This window comes from Nitrosomonas marina, from assembly GCF_900111605.1.
Taxonomy (GTDB): domain Bacteria; phylum Pseudomonadota; class Gammaproteobacteria; order Burkholderiales; family Nitrosomonadaceae; genus Nitrosomonas; species Nitrosomonas marina_A.
The window spans coordinates 107524-131304 of sequence record NZ_FOIA01000003.1; the positions used below are offsets into that span (position 1 = coordinate 107524).

Consider the following 23781-nt stretch of genomic DNA (forward strand, 5'->3'; position numbering starts at 1 on the left):
GTCGTTGGGATGAATTTATTGCGTTTGAAAGACCAGTCCGGCGTGTTCACGCATTTTGTGAAACTGCACGGATGGCCAGTTTTCTTCGGCCACGCTGATTTCGGCGCCGAAGGAAGCCAGGAATGTCGGTGCGTCAACAGCGTCGTAAGCAATCCGGTGCGCATTCGCTTCGATAAAGCGCTGCAATTCACGCGGATCGTCCGCCGTCACCCAGCGTGCCAGCTGGTATTTGGCCGGCGCAATACGGGCGGCAACGGCATATTCATGTTGCAGACGGTGCGCAACGACTTCAAATTGCAAAATGCCGACCGCTCCCAGCAACAGCATGTTGCCGAGATGGGGACGGAATACCTGGATTGCTCCTTCTTCACCGAGTTGGGTCAGGCCAAGCTTGAGTTGTTTGCTGCGCAGCGGATCGGCTATTTCGACGGTGCGAAATATTTCCGGCGCAAAAAACGGCAGGCCGGTGAATTGCAGCGATTCGCCTTCAGTCAGGGTGTCGCCAAGCTGCAGGGTGCCGTGGTTGGGTATGCCGATAATATCGCCGGGATAGGCTTCTTCCAGAATATCGCGGCGCTGCGACAGGAACGACACCACGGTATTGGTACGAATATCCTTGCCGCTGCGCGCGACTTTAAGATTCATGCCGCGCCTGAACTGACCGGAGCAGATGCGCAAGAAGGCGATACGGTCGCGGTGCGCCGGATTCATATTGGCCTGAATTTTAAATACGACGCCGGAAAATTTCTGTTCGTCGGGCAATACTTCGCGCTGCATCGCCTGGCGGGGTTCTGGCGGCGGGGCCAGGTCCACCAGCGCATCCAGCACTTCACGTACGCCGAAATTGTTGATTGCCGAGCCGAAAAAAACCGGTGTCTGCTGGCCGGCAAGAAACGCCATGTGATCGAAGGCCGGAGAGGCCACCTCAATCAGTTCGATTTCCTGTTGTGCATCGCTCAGGGCAGAGCCGAAACGTAATTGTACATCCCTGTCATTCAGGTTTGTAACAAATTCGTTTGCGGTATCGGCACGGTCGGCGCCTGGTTTAAAGACACGCAATCCTTGCTTGCGCAGGTCATATACGCCGTGGAAAGAACGGCCCATACCGATCGGCCAGGTAAACGGCACCGCATCCATACTGAGCGTGCGCTCTATTTCATCGATGAGGTCCAGCGGCGGCTGCACTTCACGGTCCATTTTGTTGATAAAAGTCAGTATCGGTGTATGCCGCGCTCGACAGACCTCAAGCAGGCGCAGGGTCTGTTCCTCGACACCGTTGGCAGCGTCAATAACCATCAATGCAGCATCGACGGCGGTCAGGACGCGGTAGGTATCTTCAGAGAAATCCTGGTGCCCGGGTGTGTCCAGCAGATTAATCACGCAGTCGCGGTATTCCATCTGCATGACCGAACTGGCAACCGATATGCCGCGTTGCTTTTCGATTTCCATCCAGTCTGAGGTGGCGTGTCGGCTGGCTTTGCGCGCTTTGACGCTGCCGGCAATATGGATCGCGCCGGCGTACATTAACAGTTTCTCGGTGAGTGTCGTTTTGCCCGCATCCGGGTGGGAAATGATGGCGAACGTACGGCGCCGCGTGACTTCTTTTTCAATGCTCATGTTGCCTAGTAATGTGCTCCTGTGAATAAAGATAACAATGTGTATAGTGCGTTGGGCTGATTGTGCTGGCTGCCGGATAAGACTGGTTGCAGACCGGCATGGCATGCGGACAACGTGGGTGAAAATGACAGCCTGCCGGTGGTGAGGCCGGCGAGGGCAAATCCCCTTTTAATTTTATCATGGCTGCAGCAGAGGATTCATTAATGACCGGCACTGCGGATAATAACGCCTGCGTATACGGATGCCGGGGATGATCGATCACTTCATCGACCCGCCCGTATTCAACAATACGACCCAGGTACATGACTGCAATCTCGTCGGCCAGATATTCGACAACCGAAATATTATGCGTTATGAATAAAAATGCAAGTCCAAAATCATTCTGTAACGTATTCAGAAGATTCAGAATCTGCGCTTGTACTGAGACATCGAGAGCGCTGGTTGGTTCATCGCAAATCAGCAGACTTGGATTGACCGCCAGCGCCCGGGCGATTGCTATGCGCTGCCGCTGACCACCCGAAAATTCATGTGGATAGCGCCATTTGGCTTCAACGGGCAATCCGACGCAATCGAGCAGTGCATCAACTGCCTGTTCGCGCGAAAGGGGGGGCTGCGATGCCTGAATATTCACGGCAGGCGTGTCGACATTGAGTGCATTCATGCCTTCCTGAAGAATATCGATAATCCGCATACGCGGATTCAGGGATGAATAGGGATCCTGAAATACGAATTGCAAATCTGAACGCAGCGGGCGTAATCGTTCACGGCGCATGCCAACCAGCTCATGGCCGTTATAACGGACATTGCCGGCCGTCGGCTCGATAAGCTGCAGAATGCTTTTACCGACGGTGGTTTTTCCGCAACCCGATTCACCGACCAGCGCCAGTGTTTTTCCGGCAAAGATGTTCAGCGAAACGCCATCGACAGCCCTGACCTGACCGACAACGCGCTTGAACAGTCCTTTGCGGATCGGGAAATGAACCTTGAGTCCGTTAACCTGCAATAACGGCCTGTCGGTCTGTAGTTGCTGTGCTGCGGTTTCGGTTTTCAAGGTAATATCAGGTGCCGGTCTGTATTGTTCGGGTACTGCAGCCGTATCGTAAAGATGGCAGCGGACGCTGTGATTGTCAGCAATTATGTGCCATTGGGGCACGGTATCGTGACAGCGTGCAAAAGCATGCGGGCAGCGGTCAGCAAAGCGGCAGCCTTTGAATTGCTGCGACAGAGAAGGCACCGTGCCGCTGATGACAGCCAGTTCCTGATGGCGTTTCTGTTTGGCCGGAAGCGAGGCGAACAGCTGCTGGGAATATGGATGCGCAGGTTGCGAAAAGAACCGTTCTCGCGGGGATTGTTCGACGATTTCTCCTGCATACATGACCGCGATGACCTGCGCCATTTCACTGACGACGCCCAGATCGTGCGTAATCAGCAGGATTGTCATCTGATTTTGTTGCTGGATCTGGCGCAGCAGATCAAGCACCTGCGCCTGAATAGTAACATCGAGTGCGGTTGTCGGTTCATCGGCAATCAGCAATTCGGGCTGTCCTGCCAGTGCCATGGCGATCATCGCCCGTTGCTTCATGCCACCTGAAAACTGAAAGGAATATTCATGCATTCTGCGGCGTGCATCGGGAATGCCGACCTGTTCGAGCAGTTCGACAATGCGATGTTGTGCGGCCTCATTACTCAGTCGCAAATGCTGTTTCAAAACCTCGTTAATCTGGTCTGCAATAGTCATGACCGGATTGAGGCTGAGCATGGGTTCCTGAAATATCATACTGATCAGTTTGCCGCGAATACGGCGCATTGATGCCTCAGGTAGCTGAAGTATGTCATTACCGCTGAGTCTGACTGCGCCCGACTGTATTTCACCGGTGTCAGGTAATAACCGCATGATGGACAGCGCCGTCATGGATTTGCCGCAGCCTGATTCGCCAAGCAGGGCGAAAGTTTCACCTTTATTGATGGTTAATGACAGGCCATCGACCGCACGTACCGGGCTGTTACCGGTATGCAGTATCGTTTTCAGATTTTCGATTTGCAGCAATGTGTTCATGATCGCCGTGGTGGTTTGTTGACTGTAACGGCAGTAACCGGCGAGACGGATGCCTGTGTCGCCGCTGCCTGATGTGTGGTTGCCGCAGTCGGGATATTAGCCTTTGGCTGGTTGTCGTGGTTCAGATAAGTTCTGACGCGAGGGTCGAGCGCTTTCTGTACTGCGTCTGCAAACAGGTTTGCACAGAGTACCAGGGTGAACATAAATAAAAATGCGGCCAGCAATGCCCACCATACCATCGGTTCGCGGGCCATTTCCAGCCGGGCCGCATTAATCATGGTGCCAAAGCTGATCATGGACGGATCAACGCCCACGCCAACATAGGACAGCACGGCTTCGGCCAGAACCAGCCCACTGAAATCCATCACTGTGGCTATCAGAACAATGTACATTACGTTAGGCAGGATATGGCGGCTGATAATACGCCAGTGCGAGACGCCGAATGCATGCGCCGCCTGAATGTATTCCATTTCCCGAAGCTTCAGTGTTTCTCCGCGTAGCAACCGGCAAAGGCTGGTCCAGCTGGTAATACCCAGAATAATGCATAAAAAAAGCAGACGTATATCCGCACGCGACGCGATCGTTTCAAACATTTCAGGATGAGTTTCAATATACACCTGCATCATGAGAACCGTTGCTGCAATCAGCAGGACACTGGGGATGGAGTTTAGCGTGGTATAAATGTATTGAATCACGTCATCGATCCAGCCGCGAAAATACCCGGCTGTTATGCCCAGCAGCAATGCAAAAGGGAGCATAATCAGCGTGGTCAAAGTGCCGATAATCAGCGCAATGCGTATGCTTTTCAATGAAAGGTACAGTACATCCTGGCCGACCTTGTCCGTGCCCAGCACATGATATTGCATTGCGAGCGATGTAGTTATGCCGATCAGCATGCAAACAATTGCCAGTGTAATAAGAATGGCATGCCATGGAATCTCAGTCGAGCGCCGCCAGATGGACTGAAAACACTGAGCAAAGTTGCGGTCTGAACGCCGCGCCATGCTCAGGCACAGCAGGGCATGCAAACCGCACCATACGAGTAGTCCCAACACTGCACCAGTAGCGGTCCGCCACGCGATATCCGGTAACCGGTCTGATTCCGGGTTCTGAAGGTGCGCGCCGCCAAATTCGAGCCTGGCAAACGTGCGTATCTGGTTGCCGTCCGGTAGGTCGATAGTCTCCTTGGTATATAAATGCGTCGCCAGCGGCGCTGAATAGGTCTTTTCAACGTTGGTTCGCAACGGCGTCAGCACGATATCGAGTACACTAAGCACTTCAACGCTGTACACTCTTTCTCCCTGACTGTTTGTGTGCTGTAAAGCCGGGCGGAAATGCAGCGTATCCAGTAAACCGATAGTAATGAAGACCAGTAAAACGGTAAGTGCGGACATGCCACTGGTACTGTGTCCGACTCTTCTCCAGGGGGCGAGCAAGTGCTCATGTTTTCGGACATACCAGATGGTAACGAGCACGATCAGAACCAGTAAAAATACCAGTGAGTCGGTCCAGAGAATAACGGGCTTGAATGGCATTTCAGTATTCGTTTACAGCAGAGTCAAATGTGGACGGTTTCAGACCACCGGTTATAACATAATTGTATCTGCTTCACCATCACCTTATTCTGTTGCGGTCTCTCTGTTGAGGGTGAAATGGTGTCAACCGGATGCACTTGTTTTTGATTTGCATGCAACAACGCGCTGCTTGATTGCTGCCAGTTCAGTTTATTCGGTATGCAATGCATCGACGGGATTCAGTTGAGCGGCACGCATAGCCGGTAACACGCCGGCTGCAAGACCTATGAATATTGAAATTACCAAGGCACCTAAAACATAGTCCCAGGGAATGTTAACCGGCAAATTGACGACAAAAATTTTGAGTAAACCGGCCAGACCGGAACCGGCAATCAGTCCTGCCATGCCGCCTAATGTCGATAACACCGTCGATTCAATCAGAAATAAAGTCCGAATGCGCGCGCGCGTTGTTCCCAGCGCGGTCAGTAATCCGATTTCGGCTACCCGTTCTGCGACTGCGATATGCATTAATGTGACCATGCCGACAGCGCCGACCAGCAAGGAAATGCCGCCCAGAGCCGCAACAGCGAATTTGAGTACATTCAGAACAGTCGAGAGCGTACTGAGCATTTGCTGTTGTGGTGTGACCGTAAAATCTTCCCGTCCATGACGAGCGATGAGAATATCTTTTAATTCGTCAACAACCGCTTCCAGCGGTGCGTCAGGCTGATAGGACACATTGATTTCCATTACGCCTTCCCGATTAAAAACCTCCAGTGCCCGTGTGGTGGGAATGTAAACGGTATCATCCAGATCGAACCCGAGTACATGACCCTTGGGAGCCATGACGCCGATGATTCGGAACCGGGAGCCACCAGCCTGCAGAATTTCTCCGAGCGGATTTTTGCTGTCGAACAGTTCTTGATGTACTTTGGCACCGAGTACGACATAAGCGCGTGGATTCCGTGGATCGTCGTCCGGCAAAAATCGGCCGATAGCAACCTGCATATTGAACGCACGCGCGAAATCGGGTCCCTGGCCGTACAGCGTGACGCGTCTGCTGAGTCTGTTAGCCTTGATTTCCGCATTTCCCATAACGCTCGGATTGGTATATTCGACATAGCGGGAATTGCCTAATGCAATCGCGTCATCGATGGTCAGCAGACGGGCGCTGCCGATAGCGCCCAGCGAGCCGCCGTGTGTTGTGATTTTACCGGGTGTAATAGTAATGATATTGGTCCCGAACTGGGTAAACTCCGATAATACAAAACGCTGGACACCATCACCGATGGCCGTTAACAGAATAACTGCGGCAATGCCGATAGCGATCCCGGATGCCGATAATGCCGTGCGCAGGGGGTGCGCGGTCAGTGAACGGAAAGCAAAATGCAGTGTATCGATCGAGTTCATTTCTTACTCAATGCTTGAACGGCATCCAGACGCGCGGCCTTGTTGGCTGGCAGAATACTGGCAAGAATGCCGGTTAATAAAGCGACCGTGATACCGGCAATGCTGGCCCATGCTGGTGCCCATGCAGGAAGATCAGGATATACAAGGCGTAGCATAAGACTGCCTAACTGACCCAGCAGAAAACCGAAAGCTGCACCCGCTGTAGACAGCCACATGGCCTCGGCAAAAAACAAGAAACGAATATCGGCGGCTGGCGCGCCTATCGCTTTCAACAGTCCGATTTCCGAAGTGCGTTGATTCACTGCGACCAGCATCACATTCATGACCAGAATACCGGCAACGATCAGGCTGATCGCAGCGATACCGGCAACAGCAAGTGTCAACGCGTGCAAAATACGGTCGAATGTCGCCAGAATTGCATCCTGCGTGATAACGGTGATATCTTCCTCGCCATCGTGACTTTGTTTGAGCGTTTCCAGAATGGCTTCTTTGGCTGGTTCTATGGCATCGTGGCTTTTGGCTTCGACCAGTATGCGAAAAAGAGATGTGGTGTTGAATAAGGATTGTGCCTGCTCGACCGGTATGATCACGATTTCATCGGTATTGTGGCCCATGGTTTTACCCTGAGGGGCGAGAACGCCGGATACAAGAAACCGACGTTCATTCAATCTGATTCGCTGTCCAATGGCCGATGTCAGTGGAAAGAATTCGCTGGCCAGTTGGGAACCAAGGACGATCTGGGCGCTGTAGTCAGCGCCATGCTTCAAAAAGCCGCCTTGAGCCAGTTTCATATGCCGTATGGGAATAAGTTCAGCATTGCTGCCGAGCACGGTAACCTCGCGCAGCCGGTTTGAAGCGGAGAGCTCCGCCTCACCGACGTTCAGTGGTGCGTACCGCCTGACTTGAGGAAGTCTGCCGAGCAATTGCGCATCTTTCAGCGTCAGATCACGTGGTGTCTGTCCCAGCACGGCGCCGGGAAATGCACCGGTAGTTTCTGCGCGTCCGGGCATGACAACTAGTAAATTGGTACCGATTGAGGAGAACTGGTTTACAACATATTTTCGGGCGCCGTCGCCCAGCGCTGTCAACACAACAACGGCGGCAACACCCAGTGTCATCGCAAGAATAATCAAAACCGAGCGCAGGCGGTAACTGACTACGGTTTTAAATGATAAAAAAAAAGTATCGGCCAGTGTCATGTCTTTTTATCGGTCATGATTTTTCCGTCACGCAGCATCAGTTGACGGTGCGCACGATCACCCAGCTCGCGGTCATGCGTCACGACTATGAGTGTGGTGCCGGTCTGGTGCAGGTTTTCCAGCAACGCAATAACTTCTACGCCTATTTGATGGTCCAGATTGCCTGTTGGTTCATCGGCCAGTATAGCCGTCGGCTGCATAATGGTGGCCCGTGCAATGGCGACGCGCTGTCGTTGTCCGCCAGACAATTCAGACGGCCTGTGCGCGGCACGGTCTGAGAGATCGAATGCACGTAATGTATCGTTTACACGTTGTTTGCGCTCAGCCGCCGCCAGTCCGCTAAGAATCAAAGGCAGTTCAATATTCTCGGCAGCTGTCAGGCGCGGTACCAGATGAAACGATTGAAATACAAAACCGATCTTTTCACGGCGGATCTGTGCCTGCTCGGCTTCAGACAAGTCAGTGACTGTTTTGCCATCGAGCCTGTAACTGCCGTCGTCCGGTTTATCCAGTAAACCGATAACATTCAGTAATGTTGACTTTCCTGATCCGGAAGGTCCCATGATGGCCACATATTCACCATCCTGAATCTCAAGATCAATATGATTCAGCGCATAAATACTTTGTTCTCCCATATGGAAAATGCGCGTGATACTGGTCAGTTCAATCATGACACAGGGGTTTCGGACGCTTTGGGCCGTACAGCGATACCCGGTTTGATTTCTTCAAGATCAAATGAAATCAGCACTCGATCACCGTCCTCGAGACCACTGATTATTTCGGTGAAGCTCCAGTTAGCCAGACCTGTTTCAAGTTGCCGTTCTATCAATGTATTGTCCTGGCTGAGCAGCCATACCTTATTGTTCTGGCGTAATGCCTGTGTCGGAATGCGTAGCACATGTTCGCGGCTGTCGAGAATCACCTCGACATCGGCGCTGTAACCAGCCAGTAGCGGATTGTCAGGCAGTTCGGAGAAATCGACTTCAATATCGACGGTTCTGGCCTGTTTTTCAACTTCTGTGACATAAGGGGCAATGCGTCTGACCCGGCCCGGAAAGGATATTTCCGGCATGGCGTCCAGGGTAATCCGTGCAGGCTGGCCGATTCTGATTTTGGGGGCGTCGATTTCATCCATGGGCGCCATCACATACAAGCAGCTGGTATCAATCAGGTCAATAACCGGCGGCATTGGAATACCCGGTGGCGATGGTGTGGCGTATTCGCCGATTTCGCCGGTTATCTGCGCAACGACACCCGCAAAGGGTGCTTTAAGAACGGTGCGTTCCAGACCGGCCAGGGTAACGCGGATCTGCGCCTTCGCACGCTTGATATCGGATATTGCCGCATCACAACTGGCCTGTCGCGCACGCGCATTGGCATCGGCATCTTCAGCGGCCTGCGGACTGATAAATCCCTTATCGACCAGTTGCTGTGTCCGTTGCGATTCCCGCCAGGCGTTTTCTGCAATGATACAGGCTTCCCGGCGGCGCTCTTGGGCCATCGAAAGCTGGCGTTCGGCGAGTTCTCGCTGTGCGATCAGATCAGCATTCCAGAGCTCGAGTAGAATCTGGTCCTGCTCGACATTGTCGCCTTCATCGACGAGAATGTGCGCAATCTGACCACCGAGTGCTGGAGCCAGTCTGGCGCGCTGGCAAGCTTTGACTGTGCCGGCACGGGTATTGACCACGGTGGACTCGACATTACCGTACGTGACAACAGCCAATTCAACCTCTGGAGGCTCCGGACGGGAAAAGTACCATACCGCAGCAAGTATCAAGACGATAAAACCGCCATATATGATAAAGCGGAATGTTTTTTTCGATTGCTGCATAATTAAGTAGCGATTTTGTTTGTATTCTTAATTGAGATACTGATATTTTACACATTCAATCAACCTTGCTTTTGCATGAATTAACAAAATTTATGAATATTTCCAGCCAAGCGATATCCGAAGAATCTATCTGGCGTCACCCATTCATTCTCTCCAGTGGTGATCGACCCGTTAGCATAGACAACTTTCGTCCTGCTGAGTCAGACCATACGGTACTGGATCCGAAAACATACGAAGCGATAGAAGCCGAGAAGCTGTTTGCTACCATCAATCATACTCAAACCGAAGCAGGACGTTTGTGCCTGTATCGTTCATTAGCGCGTCCGCTGCCTGATGCGCAGGTTTTACAAATGAAACAGGATGCGCTGCGGGAAATTGAAGCGAACCAGAATATCTGTGAAGCGCTTGAACGCTATGTTGAGAATGGTGTTAAAAGCGAGCATGAACTCAAATATCTGTTGTATGGAGAGTTTGTCGGCGGATTGACCACCGATGTGCCGGCCGAGAGATCAGGAAGGCTCGAATTTGGCGGTTTTGGCTATCATCAGTATCGTGAAGGCACGCAGTATGTCGTTGACCGAGTTGCCGCCGCTAAAACATTACCACAGCCTGATAGCCGGTATCTGCAAATTCTGTTTTCAACGCTGCAGACATTTGAGCAGACGTATGTTTATCAGCTGATGAAAGGGCCGGTATACCTCGCCAACGACAAATTCAGGACGCAGCAGGAAAAACCCAGATTTTTGCCGTTACCGCGGTTTCGTCCGACTATTTTCAAATGGGTGCCGGCAGTTATATTTATTGCGGCAATTTATGCGATTATGCTTTTTTTTGAAATTCTGGCACCAGAACTTGGCGCTTCGTATATCGGTTATGGGATTCTGCTGTTAACCGTGCCGGCTTTCCCGATCGTATTGCTGGCGATGGGCGCGTCAGATCGTGATTCGGTGATTTATCCACTGCGCCGGTTATACCGGCAAAGCGAAGATCTGGCCAGACTGTATGATGCCCTGGGCATGCTGGATGAATTATTGTCATTTCACCGCTTCAGGGCTTCGCTGCAGGAGCCTGTGACATTACCCAAAGTACTGGACGAACCGCATCATTTGCTGATCGTCGATAACGCCAAAAACCCCCTGTTGATTCATGACCATCCTGACTATGTGCCGAACGATATTGTCCTGGATACAGTCGGCAGGTTGCTGATTATTACCGGGCCAAACAGCGGCGGCAAGACAGCGTATTGCAAGACGATTGCCCAGCTTCAGCTGCTTGGCCAGATTGGCTGCTATATACCGGCAACCAGTGCGCAACTGGTCCCCGCCGAACGGATTTATTATCAGGTGCCAGATCCGGGACAGCTGGAGGCGGGTATGGGACGCTTTGGGCATGAGCTCAAACGCACGCGCGAGATTTTTTTTAATTCGACGCCACGCAGTCTGGTTGTGCTTGACGAATTATCCGAGGGCACTACATTTGAGGAAAAAATGACGCTATCGGAATATATCCTGAAGGGATTTCATCAATTGGGCGCCAGCACCATACTGGTCACCCACAATCATGAACTTTGTGAGCGGTTACAGGGTGAAGGTATCGGCCGCTATCTGCAGGTCGAGTTTGTACAGGAAGGTCCGACGCACAGAATGATCGACGGCATATCCCGCGTCAGTCACGCGCATCGTGTTGCCAGTGAGATCGGTTTCAGTAAAGCGGATGTCGACAAGCATATCGAGCAGCATTTGTCCGGCAGCAGCAATAAAACAAGCTAGCGCTGTGAGCGGAGCAGTGCGGGTCAACTGCCTGTTTATTGAGCGGCGGTGCGGACTGCTTTTAGCAGATCTGAATCCAAATGGCCGTCAGCAACACGTTGCGTTCTTTGCTGAAAAACACTGATCGCTTTGCGTGTTTGCGGACCCATGACACCATCCACGCCGCCGGCATCGATACCGAGTGCTTGCAGATCCTGTTGTAACTGCCTGACTTGGTCCCGCGTAATTTTAATTTCATCCTCAGGTGGGTGCTGGGACAAACCTGGCTCGCCAGCGATGCGGTCGGCCAGATGACCAACGGACAGGGCATAATATTCTGAACGATTCCAGCGCATGATGACATGAAAGTTGTGCGTGACGAGAAACGCCGGGCCCTGGTGGCCGGCGGGCACCAGTAACGAAACTTTTTGATCTGTTGGCAACAGGCCTGGACCGGAAACAGGTGTGACACCGTATGTTATCCATTCACGTAACGGGCGTTTATGATGACTGCCGGCCAGCGCATAATCAAAATCTGGCGGAAGCCTGACTTCCTGTCCCCATTCGAGATCCGGATCCCAGCCCATTTTGAGTAGAAAATTTGCTGCCGAAGCCATGGCGTCTTCAAGACTGCCCCACAAATCGCGGCGGCCGTCCCCGTCCGCGTCAATGGCATAATTTAAAAAAGTGGATGGCATGAATTGCATATGACCCATTGCTCCCGCCCAGGAACCTTTCATGCGATCCGGGGTGATATCTCCAGCATCGATGATACGCATGGCATTAAACAGTTCTTGCGTGAAGTAAGTGCTGCGACGCTGATCACAGGCCAGTGTCGTCAATGCATCCGGTACCGACCAGTCGCCAAAGTATCCACCATAATTGGTTTCGAGCCCCCAGAATGAAGCGAGGTATTTCGGTGGAATACCGGTTTCCCTTTCGATTTTTTCAAATAATTCGCGATGTGCCGTGAACAGTCTGCGTCCGTTTCGGACGCGTTCTTCAGTGACGCGTGCATTAAAATAACCGGCAAAAGTCTGGGTGAATTCGGGCTGGCGGCGATCAAGCTCAATGACGCGCGCAAGATATCTGGCCTGACCGAGTACTCGATTGATTGTATGTTCGGATATTCCCTGCTGCAACGCCTGTGGCTTCAGACGGTTGATGCACTGATCGAACTGCTGATTTGCAACAAGGCTGGAGCTGAAAAACACCATGCCGGCAATTGAAGCAATAGCGCACAGACTGCTGGGTGAAAAAAAAACTGTGCATGGCAGACGCAAAGAAAACATTATTTGCAGTTGAATGTGTATGAGTTGTTATTTACGGTGTGGGCACGGGTCTCTCAGGCATTCGGCGTAAAGCGATAACGAATGTTCCTGTAATTTGAATCCCCGTGTTTTTGCTATCTCGATTTGTCGCTTCTCAATTTCAGCATCATAAAATTCCTCGACACGACCGCACTGCATACAGACCAGGTGATCGTGATGTCCCTCGTTTTTCAATTCAAAAACGGCTTTGCCACTTTCAAAATGATGACGCTCCAGCAGACCGGCTTGTTCAAACTGCGTCAAAACACGATAAACTGTAGCCAGCCCGATATCTTCATTTTCATTGATCAGCTCCTTGTAAACATCTTCTGCCGAGAGATGTCGTATAGGACTGTTCTCGAAAAGATTCAGTATTTTGAGTCTCGGCAGCGTGGTTTTGAGGCCGATAGTTTTCAGGTCAATGCTTTTGGCTTCTCCAGAATTGCTCATGGTGATTTCTGTCAGGTAAATAATTTACTGTATCATATCGTGCTCAATTATGTTCAGTCTACTGTACCAATATTGCAAATTTGTACAATTCTATAAAATGATAATAAGAATCATTGTGTTACTGGTTTTTTTTAATTTGTCAGGGTGTTTTTTAATTCCACATGTACTCTATAAAATCGATGTACAGCAGGGCAATGTGGTCACTGATGAAATGCTCGACAAATTAAAGGTGGGAATGACCAAGCCCCAGGTGCGGTTTGTACTCGGTTCGCCGTTAATTGTCGATACGTTTCGGGATAATCGCTGGGACTATGTCTATATCCAGCGTGAAAAGGGTGATCTGGTTGAGCAAAAAAGACTGACAATTTACTTTGAAGATGAACGCCTGATTCGAATGGAAAACGAACAGCTTTACTCGCTTCATCCGGTTGAGTCTGATACACGCGATTCACGTGGGGCAGTTGAAGAAGCCGATGACCAGTCGGAGGATCTTTGAATTATTCTAGTACTCTGGCAATATCATATTGATAGAGTACTAGTTTCTAATTATTTCACAGGAGTCACATGTCCATTCAAAACATCGCCATAGCCGGCAGTGCTGGCCGCATGGGACGCGCATTGCTGGAAGCAGTCACGCACGCTGACGGCATGCAGTTATCTGCAGCGCTGGAACACGACAACAGTCCATTTTTAAAAAAAGATTCGGGAGAACTGATAGGTTCAACCAATGGTATTACCATTACCAGTGATATTGTCACGGCTCTGGCTGATTGTCATCAAATTATCGATTTTACGCGTCCGCAAGGCACGATGGCGCATTTGGACACATGCAGAGAAGCCGGTGTGAAAATGGTCATTGGCACTACGGGTCTTTCCGAACAAGAAAAAAACCGATTGAAAGACGCGTCAAATGAAATTGCCATTGTATTTGCGCCCAACATGAGCGTGGGTGTCAATGTCACGTTTAAGCTGCTTGAAATTGCTGCCATGGTATTGCGCCAGGGTTATGATATCGAGATCATTGAGGCACATCATCGTCATAAAATCGATGCCCCTTCAGGTACAGCGTTGCGCATGGGTGAGGTCATCGCCGATGCACTGGGTCGGGATTTGAAAAAAGTCGCGATTTACGGCCGGGAGGGAGTTACGGGAGAGCGCGCGGACGAAACCATCGGTTTTTCAACCATTCGAGCGGGTGATATTGTCGGTGAACATACTGCGATGTTTGCCGGCGCGGGCGAACGGGTTGAAATCGTGCACAAAGCGAGCAGCCGCATGACCTTCGCCATGGGTGCGGTGCGTGCCGTGCGTTTTCTTGAAGATAAATCCAGCGGTCTGTTTGACATGCAGGACGTGCTTGGTCTGCGGTAAGTGTGTTGCCGCATGAAGTCGTCTCTATTGCCGATAACTATTAAATTGTCGAATGCTTTGTTGAATCAGGTTCCTGCATAATTATCATGGCAACTTATGCAATTGGCGATATTCAGGGTTGTTACTCATCATTCAGAAGGCTGCTTGATTTAATTGAGTTTGACGCTGCGATCGACCGGTTGTGGCTGGTTGGCGATATTGTCAATCGTGGTCCGCAATCGCTGGAAACGTTGCGTTTTGTCAAACAGTCGGATGACGCCATGATCATGGTGTTAGGCAATCACGATCTGCATTTGTTAATGGTTGACGCCGGCATTGTCCGCTGTGGCAAAGGCGATACCATTCAGCCGATCCTGGATGCACCTGATCGTGACGAGTTGCTACACTGGTTAAGGCATCAGCGATTGTTTTTCAATGAGGGTGACCATGCGCTGGTTCATGCCGGTCTGTTACCGGAATGGTCTGTTCCTAAGGCTGCTCGACTGGCGCGCGAAGTTGAAGCAGCGTTGCGCAGCGATGATTACAGCTATGTTTTTTCGCAAATATATGGCAACGAGCCGAATTACTGGTGTGATGACCTGACAGACACCGAGCGTTTGCGTGTCATTATTAATGCCATGACGCGCATGCGTGTCTGCAGTATTGATGGGCGGATAGATTTTACATTCAAAGGCAATTTGCAGGATATACCTGATGGATTTTTACCATGGTTCGACATGCCTGATCGCGCAAGCCGGGATCATACGATTATATGCGGACACTGGTCGGCACTTGATCTGTATGTTTCAGATACAGTAGCCGCGCTTGACAGTGGTTGCGTCTGGAATAGACAGTTATCCGCTATGCGTTTGGAAGATAGGAAGGTTTTTCAGATTCGCTGTGATAAGCGGATTGTGACAGATTCTGGTTAATTGCTTCTTCTGACAGGCGCGCCAGTTCGCGACGGTTTTTTTCTGCGCTGTGAATAGGTGCGTTGCAGTTCAGTACAGCTTCAATGTGAGGTTGGCGCAAAATTTGTCGCAGTGAAGTTACCAGGGAGATATCGGTATATGCGGCATCGCGGCAGATATTTCCGTCTGCATCCAGATAACGAATTGCGACAGGGTACACCAGTGCTTCGGCATTGATGGCGGACTGCAGCAGTGAAGCATGAAAGTGGAGCGTTTGCGTACCATCGCTGATGCCGCCTTCAGGAAAAATGCAGACATACTTGCCAGCGGTCAGTGCAGCGCTGATTTCCTGATTGATACGGGCGGTATCTCTTCGTTTTGCACGCTTGATGAACAGTGTATCAACTCTTCTGCATAAAAAGCCGATAATCGGCCAGCTGCTTATTTCGGATTTTGCAACAAACTGTGCGGGACACACGGCCAGAACCACACAAATATCAAGCCAGGATACGTGATTGGCAACCAGAAGCGCGCGTGGATGGCCCTGGTTCGGGATATTACCGGTATGATGTATTTTGATGTTCAGGGCCTTCAACATGCCTGCTGCCCAGTTTTTCATCTGGCGTTGCTGAGTGGAATGGGAGCAATACGGGTAGACGATTGATTGCAGAATACCGGATACGATCTGTACCAGCAGACGAAATAAACGGATGAGACGGACAACTGAAGGGGTAGTCTTTTTTTTCATCTTTTTTGCGTTACGGCAATTGAGACATGATTTTAACCCGATCGCTAAAAAATTAAAAAAATTTTAGCCGGCAAAGACCGATAGCTGTTTCTTGGTTACACTTTATGTAATAATTTACTGTTGAGATTACTGAATTGAATCAAATACGACCTGGATGATGTATACGTTATACGACAAACTTTGGAATCAACATCTTGTACATACTGAATCGAACGATGCTGACAGCATGGCGTTGCTGTATATCGACCGCCATCTGATTCATGAAGTAACCAGTCCGCAGGCGTTTGAGAGCCTGAAACTGGCCGGACGCAAGCCATGGCGGGTGAATTCGATTCTGGCTGTGGCAGATCACAACGTACCGACAACGGGTCGAAATCAGGGAATTAACGATCCGGTATCGCGTTTGCAGGTCGATACGCTTGATGAAAACTGTGAGGAACTGGGTATTACTGAATTTAAAATGCACGACATGCGTCAGGGGATCGTTCATGTAATCGGGCCCGAACAGGGGGCTACCTTGCCTGGCATGACCGTAGTATGCGGGGATTCGCATACCAGTACCCATGGTGCGTTTGGCTGTCTGGCATTTGGTATCGGCACCTCGGAAGTCGAGCATGTGCTTGCCACCCAATGCCTGTTGGCTAAAAAATCCAGAACCATGCGCATTGTTGTTGAAGGCAAGCTTGGGTTAGGTGTTACCGCCAAAGATATTGCACTGGCAGTAATCGGCAAGATAGGAACGGCAGGTGGTACTGGCTATGCCATTGAATTTGCCGGCAGCGCAATTCAGTCGCTGTCTATGGAGGGGCGCATGACACTCTGTAACATGGCTATTGAGGCCGGCGCACGGGCAGGAATGGTTGCCGTCGACGATACGACGATTGAGTATATCAAGGGACGGCCATTTGCACCGCAGGGGGACTTATGGGACCGGGCTGTTGCCTATTGGCGAACATTACACAGTGATGCGGATGCAGAATTTGACAAATCTATTACCTTGAATGCTGCCGAAATTCGTCCTCAGGTTACCTGGGGAACTTCTCCTGAAATGGTGACGACGATAGACGGTTGTGTTCCCGATCCTGCGAATGTGGCTGATCAGATAAAACGCCATGATATGGAGCAAGCGCTAAAATACATGGACCTACAACCCAATACACCGATTCAGTCAATTATGCTCGACAAAATATTCATCGGTTCATGCACAAACTCGCGGATCGAAGATTTGCGTGCGGCAGCAGAGGTGATCAGGGATAGACATATTGCTCCAACAATCAAACTGGCGCTGGTTGTACCCGGTTCCGGACTGGTTAAGCAGCAGGCCGAAAAAGAAGGGCTTGATAAGATTTTTGTTGCAGCCGGATTTGAATGGCGCGAACCCGGTTGCTCAATGTGCCTGGCAATGAATGATGACCGGCTGTCAAGAGGTGAACGCTGCGCGTCAACGTCCAACCGCAATTTTGAAGGAAGGCAGGGGCCTGGTGGACGTACGCATCTTGTAAGCCCTGCGATGGCGGCTGCAGCTGCTGTGGAAGGTCATTTCGTAGATGTAAGCAAGTTCGGCATATCCTGAATATTGTTTTATTTGATTATTGCTGCAGTTACTATACTTTTATTCCACTGAAGGAGAGCATCATGAAACTTTTCACGGTAATCATTGCGTTCATTGCATTATTCGGTTTGACGGCCTGCAATACAATGGCCGGACTTGGCAAGGATATTCAGTCAGGGGGTGAGGCGCTGGAGCGTACCGCACAGTAAAAATTATGGAGAAATTTCAAACATTCACGGGAGTTGTGGCGCCGCTGGATCGTGCCAATGTAGATACGGATGCCATTATTCCAAAGCAGTTTCTGAAATCAATCAAGCGCACGGGTTTTGGCCAGAACCTGTTTGATGAATGGCGCTATCTCGATCATGGCGAACCGGGTATGGATGTTTCGCAACGGCAGTTGAATCCGGATTTTATCTTGAATTTGCCCCGTTACCAGTCAGCCAGTATTTTGCTGGCAAGAGACAACTTCGGGTGTGGATCGAGCCGTGAGCATGCGCCGTGGGCACTCCAGGATTATGGCTTCAAGGTCATTATCGCGCCCAGTTTTGCAGATATCTTTTTTAACAACTGTTTCAAAATCGGACTGCTGCCTATTGTGCTGGAAGTAAAATTTTTAGATCAGTTGTTTCGTGAGGTAAATCAGACTGAAGGTTACGCCTTAACTGTGAACCTGCAGGATCAGGTATTGATAAAATCTACAGGTGAACATATTCCATTTACTGTGGATACCTTCCGTAAACACTGTTTGCTAAACGGCCTGGATGATATTGGCCTGACGCTGCAACACGCCGAAAAAATTAAAGCATATGAGCAAAAAAGACGTGAACAGCAGCCTTGGCTGTTTGTGTGAAACTTATTTATGGCAACTATGAAAATTGCGATTCTGGCCGGTGACGGTATAGGGCCTGAAATTATTGCGCAGGCAGTCCGTGTGCTGGACACCTTAAAAGGGGAAGGTCTTGATATCGTGCTTGAGTATGGATTGATAGGGGGATGTGCAGTCGATGCGACAGGCGAGCCTTACCCGGAAATGACCCACCAGCTGGTCTCACACGCAGATGCGGTGTTACTCGGAGCGGTTGGTGGGCCACAGTATGATGCGCTGCCGCGTCCACAACGACCAGAGAAAGGACTGTTATCTATCCGTAAATCTCTGAATCTGTTTGCCAATCTGAGACCGGCAACGCTTTATTCAGAACTGGCCGATGCGTCAAGCCTGAAACGTGAAATCGTCACCGGCATGGATATTCTGATTGTTCGTGAATTAACAGGCGATATCTATTTTGGTGAACCACGCGGTATTGAAATGCGCGACGGGCAGCGCGTTGGTGTGAATACGATGGTATATAGCGAAGCCGAGATTCAGCGCATTGCGCATGTTGCATTTCAGGCAGCGCAGAAGAGAAATCGCGCTGTATGTTCAGTGGATAAGATGAATGTACTGGAATGCACTCAGTTATGGCGTGACGTGATGGAGGAAACCGGTAAGGAATATCCCGACGTTACGTTGTCGCATATGCTGGTAGATAATGCGGCCATGCAGCTGGTTAGAGACCCCAGGCAATTTGATGTGATTGTTACGGGAAATATGTTTGGTGACATTTTGTCTGATGAGGCGTCAATGCTGACGGGTTCAATTGGTATGCTGCCGTCTGCCTCGCTCGACAGTCAGAATAAGGGGCTGTATGAGCCGATACATGGTTCTGCACCGGATATAGCAGGTAAAAATATTGCAAACCCGCTTGCCACTATTCTCTCTGTAGCAATGATGATGCGTTACACTTTCAATCAGGATGATGTGGCGCAGCGCATTGAAAAAGCAGTGCAAAAGGTGTTGTCTGATGGTTTGCGCACAAGAGATATTGCAAGCCATGGAATGCAGGTGCTTGGTACGAAGGAAATGGGCGATGCTGTTTTAACAGAATTATGAAATCAATTGTTCTTGCTACATACTTTTGATAAAAAAGAGATTGTCGAAATGCATTACTGAATATTTCTGGCAATTAGTTGATAAAAGCAGTTTTTTAACGAGTGATACATTTTAGGGTGATAGATTAATCATGAAGCAGGTTGGTTTTGTTGGTTGGCGAGGTATGGTCGGTTCCGTTTTAATGCAGCGCATGCGTGAAGAAAACGATTTCTCCTTGATTGATCCTGTATTTTTTTCAACATCCCAGCAAGGCGGCCGTGGGCCGGATGTTGGAAAAGATGTACCACCACTGAAGGACGCTTACGATTTGACTGAACTTGCTGCAATGGATGTCATAGTGACTTGCCAGGGTGGAGACTATACCGGCAAGGTCATCAATGACCTCAGAAAGTCCGGCTGGCAGGGTTATTGGATTGATGCCGCATCGGCATTGCGTATGAATGATGATGCTGTCATTATTCTTGATCCTGTAAATATGCCCGTGATTGAGCAGGCATTGCACCAGGGTGTGAAAAACTATATTGGCGGTAACTGCACAGTGAGTCTGATGCTGATGGCAATTAGCGGCCTGATAGAAAAGGGGCTGGTAGAGTGGGTCAATGTTATGACTTACCAGGCAGCCTCGGGTGCAGGTGCCCGCAATATGCGTGAATTGCTGCAACAAATGGGTGAAGCACATCGGGTTGCCAAGGAGCTGCTGGATGATCCGGCGTCCAGTATTCTGGATATTGATCGAGAAGTAGCCGGAACATTGCGCGATACAAATTTTCCGGTAGCCAATTTTGGCGTTCCACTGGCCGGCAGTCTGATTCCCTGGATTGATAAAGCTGTAACCAACGGCCAAAGCCGTGAGGAGTGGAAAGGCTTGGCTGAAACCAACAAAATCATGGGTAAAAAAGACCGGATATTGCCGGTTGATGGCACCTGCGTTCGAATTGGGGCCATGCGTTGCCACAGTCAGGCGCTTACCATGAAGTTAAAGAAAAACATACCGTTGGATGAAGCGGAAGACATTATCGCTAATTCCAATGAGTGGGTACGGGTAATACCCAATGAGCGGGAAGCCACAACAAAAGAATTAACACCTGCAGCCGTTACCGGTACCCTGTCGATACCGGTCGGACGTATACGCAAATTAGCAATGGGGGACGAATATCTGTCTGCTTTCACAGTTGGTGACCAGCTGCTTTGGGGTGCCGCAGAACCGCTGAGAAGGATGCTTAGAATTCTAGTACAACATTAATTTTGTACAATTATTGACTGATTATTAAGACAAATGGTATTGTCCAGATATATAGACTCAAATCTTTTAATCAGGAATTAGCATATAATTCCCTGAATATTTTAGCGCTTGCACTAGTCATGTTCCTGTTAGGCTAGGTCTATTTTCTTTTGAGAACAAGAAAGGGGTCCTCAGTGTATATTTCGTATCTTAGAGCGTGTCTGTTGTTGATCGGTGTTATTTTTTCCTTAACTGCGCATGCCGCAGGACTTGGTAAGCTTACCATCAATTCCTCTCTTGGGCAGCCGCTCAACGCCGAGATTGATCTTGTCTCTGTCAGTGAAGAGGATCTTTCCTCTTTAAAAGCCGAGATTGCCTCGCGCGAAGCATTTGCACAAGCTGGTATACGTTTTGAGCCTTTCTTTTCAACTTTTCAATTATCGGTAGAATCGCGCGTCAGCGGTGATTCCTATGTAAAAATTGTATCACCGCAGTCCGTAAACGAACCTTTTCTCAACATGCTGGTGGAATTGAGTTGGGCGTCAGGACGATTGTTGCGTGAGTATACAGTCTTGCTTGATCCCGCAGATGCACGCCCTGCAGAGCCGGTAGCGCCTGTTGTGCCACCAATCCAGCAACAACAAGAGGCGATAACTGAATCAGAAGATATCCCGGTTGATCAGATTGCTTCTCAAACAGCGCCACTACCTGTCGCAGAAGAGCGAGTTGTACAAACAACGCGCCAGGCACCGCAAGCAGTATCAAAACCTGGAACATACGGGCCAATACTGGAGGGTGATACGCTATCGTCGATTGCCAGGCAGGTAAAGCCGGAATCGGTCAATTTGAATCAAATGCTGGTAGCGATTTTCCGCGCTAATCGTGATGCGTTTATCTCGGATAACATGAATTTGCTCAAAACGGGCGCGGTTTTAAAAATACCTGATTTGCGGGATATTGCAGACATCACTGAGAAGGATGCCAATGCTGAAGTCAGAGTACATGTTAGTGATTGGCACAAGTATCGGCAGAACCTGGCTTTGTCTACACAACAGCCGCAAAATGAGGACGACACGCTTAGCCAGACAGCTGCTGGAGAAATCACAACGGCTGTCGATGATGCAGCCGTTTCTCACAGTGACTCGCCAAAAGAGGTACTGCGGTTATCCAGTGGTGAGAAATCCGCTACAGCTCGAGACGGAAGTTCTGATTTAAGTGCTCAAGAGCGAATACGCATGATGGAAGAAGATGCCATTGCGCGTGATCTTGCTCTGAAAGAAGCCAATGAACGTGTTGCAATGTTGGAAAAGAATATAGAGAATCTGCAGAAACTACTGTCATTGCAGAACCCCGAATTGGCGCAGGCACAGATAAATGCCGAATCTCAGGCGCAACAGTCGAGGCCTGAGACAGATACGCTGGAGGTTATACCTGAGGAATCCAATCTTGCTTCCGATGACGAATTTGATTTGTTTGCTGACAATGAATCTGGATTTGAATTGGATGTTATGTCCGAGGATGATTCTTCCTCGTTGGCAATCACTGATACTGCAGCACAGGAAAGTGCTGACACTACCGCCCAGGATGCCGCGCTAAACCCTGAACCACGGGTGGAATCTGCAGCACATTCTGTCCTGTTGCCAGAGTCAAACGAAGCATCTTTGTTTGATCAAATCATGGACAATCTGGTGTACATCGGTGCGGTTGCTGCTATTGTATTGCTCACCCTGCTTGCTTTTATACTCAGACGTCGCAGACAGACGGCTGAAGCAGAAGCTGAAGCAGAAGAGGCCAGATATGAAGAGCTGTCATCGGCACTGCGCGATAAAACGGCAGCTGCAGTGGCTGCTGCTCACACAGTGGATCAGAAAATCGATGAAACGGATGAATTTGATCATGCTAATCAATTTTTCTCACAGGACGAATCACAGGAAAAAAATGATTCAGCAGCATTTGATTTATCATCAGATGTAGAAGAAAAATCAGAAACGCCGACAGAAAAATCATACGATATAGATCAGCCGATCGAACTGGATTTTTCAAAGGAGAATGAAGAAGCGGATGCCGGTATAGAATCTTCTGTTGATAATTCAGTGACTGCTTCAGAATTAGAAGCTCTTGATGAAAATATTTCAGAACTGGAAAATTTTGATGCTTTGTCGGATGAAAATGCAGATCATACGCTTGATTTTAATGATGCTAGCAAAGCTGGGATGGATGCTGTAAAACAGGGTTTGGAGGATAGTAACGAACCCGATGATTCGAATTTGATGGATTTCACGTCAGATACACCGGATTTGTCTAAAGATACTGAATCAGAAGATTATGAATTGAAGATTGATTTTGACGAACCACAAAAATCAGAAGCAGACAGTGCAATGTCGGTGGATTTTACAGACGAAGGGCTTGAAACTGAACCGGAAAAAATCGACTCTAAATCTGGCATCGATAACACACTCGACTTTTCAGTTGATCCTTCTTCCATAGATTTGTCTGATGAGAATAATCCTGCTGATGAAATGCCTGAACTGAATTCGTTGCCTGAAACAGAAGTACCGGATACTTTGCCCGAAACCGGAAGCGATTCTCGAGATTCAGGTCAGCAATCCGCGGAAGTTAATTTTTCGGATATCAATCTGGATCTTGAGGATACGTCTGGAGCTGATGAGAATCAAGCGAATAATGAAAACGAAATTGCTCAACCCGAAGAAAGAAGTGAGCGCTGGCATGAAATAGAGACCAAAATTGATTTGGCAAAAGCTTACCTGGAAATGGAAGATTTCGAGGGTGCGCGGGAGATGCTTGAAGAAGTTGCCCAAGAGGGTGACGAGAATCAACAAAACACCGCTAAAGAGTTGTTGAAAAACTGTGAGGTGTAATCAGGTTATTAGATTTTTCGGTGTGTGGTTATACCACGTAATGAATACTTC

20 protein-coding genes are annotated in these 23781 nt (G+C 49.5%); 10 read left to right on the forward strand and 10 right to left on the reverse strand.

Features of this window, described 5'->3' with window-relative positions:
- Positions 1 to 15: 15 nt before the first annotated feature.
- The 7 genes from BMY62_RS02365 to BMY62_RS02400 all read right to left on the reverse strand — a co-directional run bounded on the left by BMY62_RS02365 (position 16) and on the right by BMY62_RS02400 (position 9627).
- A complete protein-coding gene (locus tag BMY62_RS02365) occupies positions 16 to 1617 on the reverse strand; it encodes a peptide chain release factor 3 (protein WP_090656034.1) in 1602 nt (533 codons plus the stop codon).
- Complete coding sequence (locus BMY62_RS02370; RefSeq protein ID WP_256207396.1) at positions 1607 to 3673, reverse strand: ABC transporter ATP-binding protein; 2067 nt, start codon at positions 3671 to 3673, stop codon at positions 1607 to 1609. The genes BMY62_RS02365 and BMY62_RS02370 overlap by 11 nt, the downstream gene beginning before the upstream one ends.
- Positions 3670 to 5208, reverse strand: a complete 1539-nt coding sequence (locus tag BMY62_RS02375; RefSeq protein WP_090656043.1) for an ABC transporter permease — start codon at positions 5206 to 5208, stop codon at positions 3670 to 3672. The genes BMY62_RS02370 and BMY62_RS02375 overlap by 4 nt, the downstream gene beginning before the upstream one ends.
- 189 nt (positions 5209 to 5397) lie before the next feature.
- Complete coding sequence (locus tag BMY62_RS02385; protein ID WP_090656048.1) at positions 5398 to 6597, reverse strand: ABC transporter permease; 1200 nt, start codon at positions 6595 to 6597, stop codon at positions 5398 to 5400.
- Entirely contained in the window at positions 6594 to 7796 is a 1203-nt protein-coding gene (locus tag BMY62_RS02390) for an ABC transporter permease (RefSeq protein WP_090656051.1), read from the reverse strand. The genes BMY62_RS02385 and BMY62_RS02390 overlap by 4 nt, the downstream gene beginning before the upstream one ends.
- Positions 7793 to 8467 carry an ABC transporter ATP-binding protein gene (locus BMY62_RS02395; protein WP_090656054.1) on the reverse strand — a complete coding sequence of 225 codons (675 nt, stop codon included), beginning with the start codon at positions 8465 to 8467 and terminating at the stop codon, positions 7793 to 7795. Before BMY62_RS02395 ends, BMY62_RS02390 begins: the two co-directional genes overlap by 4 nt.
- Positions 8464 to 9627: an efflux RND transporter periplasmic adaptor subunit gene (locus BMY62_RS02400; protein WP_090656057.1), complete on the reverse strand. Its 1164-nt coding sequence runs from the start codon at positions 9625 to 9627 to the stop codon at positions 8464 to 8466. The genes BMY62_RS02395 and BMY62_RS02400 overlap by 4 nt, the downstream gene beginning before the upstream one ends.
- A 92-nt stretch (positions 9628 to 9719) precedes the next feature.
- Between BMY62_RS02400 and BMY62_RS02405 the strand changes: the two genes are divergently transcribed.
- Positions 9720 to 11396 carry a MutS-related protein gene (locus BMY62_RS02405; protein WP_090656060.1) on the forward strand — a complete coding sequence of 559 codons (1677 nt, stop codon included), beginning with the start codon at positions 9720 to 9722 and terminating at the stop codon, positions 11394 to 11396.
- Positions 11397 to 11431: 35 nt separating this feature from the next.
- Here the strand turns inward: BMY62_RS02405 and BMY62_RS02410 are convergent, their stop codons facing one another.
- Together BMY62_RS02410 and fur are read right to left on the reverse strand one after the other, a co-directional pair.
- Complete coding sequence (locus BMY62_RS02410; RefSeq protein ID WP_090656064.1) at positions 11432 to 12667, reverse strand: lytic murein transglycosylase; 1236 nt, start codon at positions 12665 to 12667, stop codon at positions 11432 to 11434.
- 27 nt (positions 12668 to 12694) lie between these two features.
- Complete coding sequence (gene fur, locus BMY62_RS02415) at positions 12695 to 13135, reverse strand: ferric iron uptake transcriptional regulator (RefSeq protein WP_090656067.1); 441 nt, start codon at positions 13133 to 13135, stop codon at positions 12695 to 12697.
- 97 nt (positions 13136 to 13232) lie between these two features.
- Here fur and BMY62_RS02420 point away from each other — a divergent pair, with 97 nt between their 5' ends.
- The 3 genes from BMY62_RS02420 to BMY62_RS02430 all read left to right on the forward strand — a co-directional run bounded on the left by BMY62_RS02420 (position 13233) and on the right by BMY62_RS02430 (position 15417).
- The gene (locus BMY62_RS02420) at positions 13233 to 13631 is read left to right on the forward strand and encodes an outer membrane protein assembly factor BamE (RefSeq protein ID WP_090656186.1); all 399 of its coding nucleotides are present in this window, start codon (positions 13233 to 13235) and stop codon (positions 13629 to 13631) included.
- 68 nt (positions 13632 to 13699) lie between these two features.
- The gene (gene dapB / locus BMY62_RS02425) at positions 13700 to 14506 is read left to right on the forward strand and encodes a 4-hydroxy-tetrahydrodipicolinate reductase (protein ID WP_090656070.1); all 807 of its coding nucleotides are present in this window, start codon (positions 13700 to 13702) and stop codon (positions 14504 to 14506) included.
- Positions 14507 to 14592: 86 nt separating this feature from the next.
- Positions 14593 to 15417, forward strand: coding sequence for a symmetrical bis(5'-nucleosyl)-tetraphosphatase (locus tag BMY62_RS02430; RefSeq protein ID WP_090656073.1), 825 nt, complete (start codon positions 14593 to 14595; stop codon positions 15415 to 15417).
- On the opposite strand, the gene BMY62_RS02435 is transcribed toward BMY62_RS02430, so the two are convergent.
- Positions 15347 to 16144 (reverse strand): lysophospholipid acyltransferase family protein, encoded by a 798-nt coding sequence (locus BMY62_RS02435; RefSeq protein WP_090656075.1) that lies wholly within the window; start codon positions 16142 to 16144, stop codon positions 15347 to 15349. The two genes, BMY62_RS02430 and BMY62_RS02435, sit on opposite strands and share 71 nt — an antisense overlap.
- 157 nt (positions 16145 to 16301) lie before the next feature.
- Here BMY62_RS02435 and leuC point away from each other — a divergent pair, with 157 nt between their 5' ends.
- The 6 genes from leuC (at position 16302) to BMY62_RS02465 (ending at position 23730) form a co-directional block, all read left to right on the forward strand.
- On the forward strand, positions 16302 to 17717 hold the full coding sequence (leuC, locus tag BMY62_RS02440) for a 3-isopropylmalate dehydratase large subunit (RefSeq protein ID WP_090656189.1): 1416 nt from the start codon (positions 16302 to 16304) through the stop codon (positions 17715 to 17717).
- A gap of 62 nt (positions 17718 to 17779) precedes the next feature.
- A complete protein-coding gene (locus BMY62_RS02445) occupies positions 17780 to 17905 on the forward strand; it encodes an entericidin A/B family lipoprotein (protein ID WP_090656078.1) in 126 nt (41 codons plus the stop codon).
- 5 nt (positions 17906 to 17910) lie between these two features.
- On the forward strand, positions 17911 to 18549 hold the full coding sequence (gene leuD / locus BMY62_RS02450; protein ID WP_090656080.1) for a 3-isopropylmalate dehydratase small subunit: 639 nt from the start codon (positions 17911 to 17913) through the stop codon (positions 18547 to 18549).
- 18 nt (positions 18550 to 18567) lie between these two features.
- On the forward strand, positions 18568 to 19629 hold the full coding sequence (gene leuB, locus BMY62_RS02455) for a 3-isopropylmalate dehydrogenase (protein ID WP_090656191.1): 1062 nt from the start codon (positions 18568 to 18570) through the stop codon (positions 19627 to 19629).
- A gap of 130 nt (positions 19630 to 19759) precedes the next feature.
- Positions 19760 to 20872, forward strand: a complete 1113-nt coding sequence (gene asd / locus BMY62_RS02460; protein WP_090656084.1) for an aspartate-semialdehyde dehydrogenase — start codon at positions 19760 to 19762, stop codon at positions 20870 to 20872.
- 173 nt (positions 20873 to 21045) lie between these two features.
- Complete coding sequence (locus BMY62_RS02465; RefSeq protein WP_143058737.1) at positions 21046 to 23730, forward strand: FimV/HubP family polar landmark protein; 2685 nt, start codon at positions 21046 to 21048, stop codon at positions 23728 to 23730.
- Positions 23731 to 23781: the final 51 nt, after the last annotated feature.

Bases quoted from the DNA above. Each gene is read 5' to 3' on its own strand.
- BMY62_RS02365 (WP_090656034.1), bottom strand. From the start codon at position 1,617: ATGAGCATTGAAAAAGAAGTCACGCGGCGCCGTACGTTCGCCATCATT.
- BMY62_RS02370 (WP_256207396.1), bottom strand. From the start codon at position 3,673: ATGAACACATTGCTGCAAATCGAAAATCTGAAAACGATACTGCATACC.
- BMY62_RS02375 (WP_090656043.1), bottom strand. From the start codon at position 5,208: ATGCCATTCAAGCCCGTTATTCTCTGGACCGACTCACTGGTATTTTTA.
- BMY62_RS02385 (WP_090656048.1), bottom strand. From the start codon at position 6,597: ATGAACTCGATCGATACACTGCATTTTGCTTTCCGTTCACTGACCGCG.
- BMY62_RS02390 (WP_090656051.1), bottom strand. From the start codon at position 7,796: ATGACACTGGCCGATACTTTTTTTTTATCATTTAAAACCGTAGTCAGT.
- BMY62_RS02395 (WP_090656054.1), bottom strand. From the start codon at position 8,467: ATGATTGAACTGACCAGTATCACGCGCATTTTCCATATGGGAGAACAA.
- BMY62_RS02400 (WP_090656057.1), bottom strand. From the start codon at position 9,627: ATGCAGCAATCGAAAAAAACATTCCGCTTTATCATATATGGCGGTTTT.
- BMY62_RS02405 (WP_090656060.1), top strand. From the start codon at position 9,720: ATGAATATTTCCAGCCAAGCGATATCCGAAGAATCTATCTGGCGTCAC.
- BMY62_RS02410 (WP_090656064.1), bottom strand. From the start codon at position 12,667: ATGTTTTCTTTGCGTCTGCCATGCACAGTTTTTTTTTCACCCAGCAGT.
- fur (WP_090656067.1), bottom strand. From the start codon at position 13,135: ATGAGCAATTCTGGAGAAGCCAAAAGCATTGACCTGAAAACTATCGGC.
- BMY62_RS02420 (WP_090656186.1), top strand. From the start codon at position 13,233: ATGATAATAAGAATCATTGTGTTACTGGTTTTTTTTAATTTGTCAGGG.
- dapB (WP_090656070.1), top strand. From the start codon at position 13,700: ATGTCCATTCAAAACATCGCCATAGCCGGCAGTGCTGGCCGCATGGGA.
- BMY62_RS02430 (WP_090656073.1), top strand. From the start codon at position 14,593: ATGGCAACTTATGCAATTGGCGATATTCAGGGTTGTTACTCATCATTC.
- BMY62_RS02435 (WP_090656075.1), bottom strand. From the start codon at position 16,144: ATGAAAAAAAAGACTACCCCTTCAGTTGTCCGTCTCATCCGTTTATTT.
- leuC (WP_090656189.1), top strand. From the start codon at position 16,302: ATGTATACGTTATACGACAAACTTTGGAATCAACATCTTGTACATACT.
- BMY62_RS02445 (WP_090656078.1), top strand. From the start codon at position 17,780: ATGAAACTTTTCACGGTAATCATTGCGTTCATTGCATTATTCGGTTTG.
- leuD (WP_090656080.1), top strand. From the start codon at position 17,911: ATGGAGAAATTTCAAACATTCACGGGAGTTGTGGCGCCGCTGGATCGT.
- leuB (WP_090656191.1), top strand. From the start codon at position 18,568: ATGAAAATTGCGATTCTGGCCGGTGACGGTATAGGGCCTGAAATTATT.
- asd (WP_090656084.1), top strand. From the start codon at position 19,760: ATGAAGCAGGTTGGTTTTGTTGGTTGGCGAGGTATGGTCGGTTCCGTT.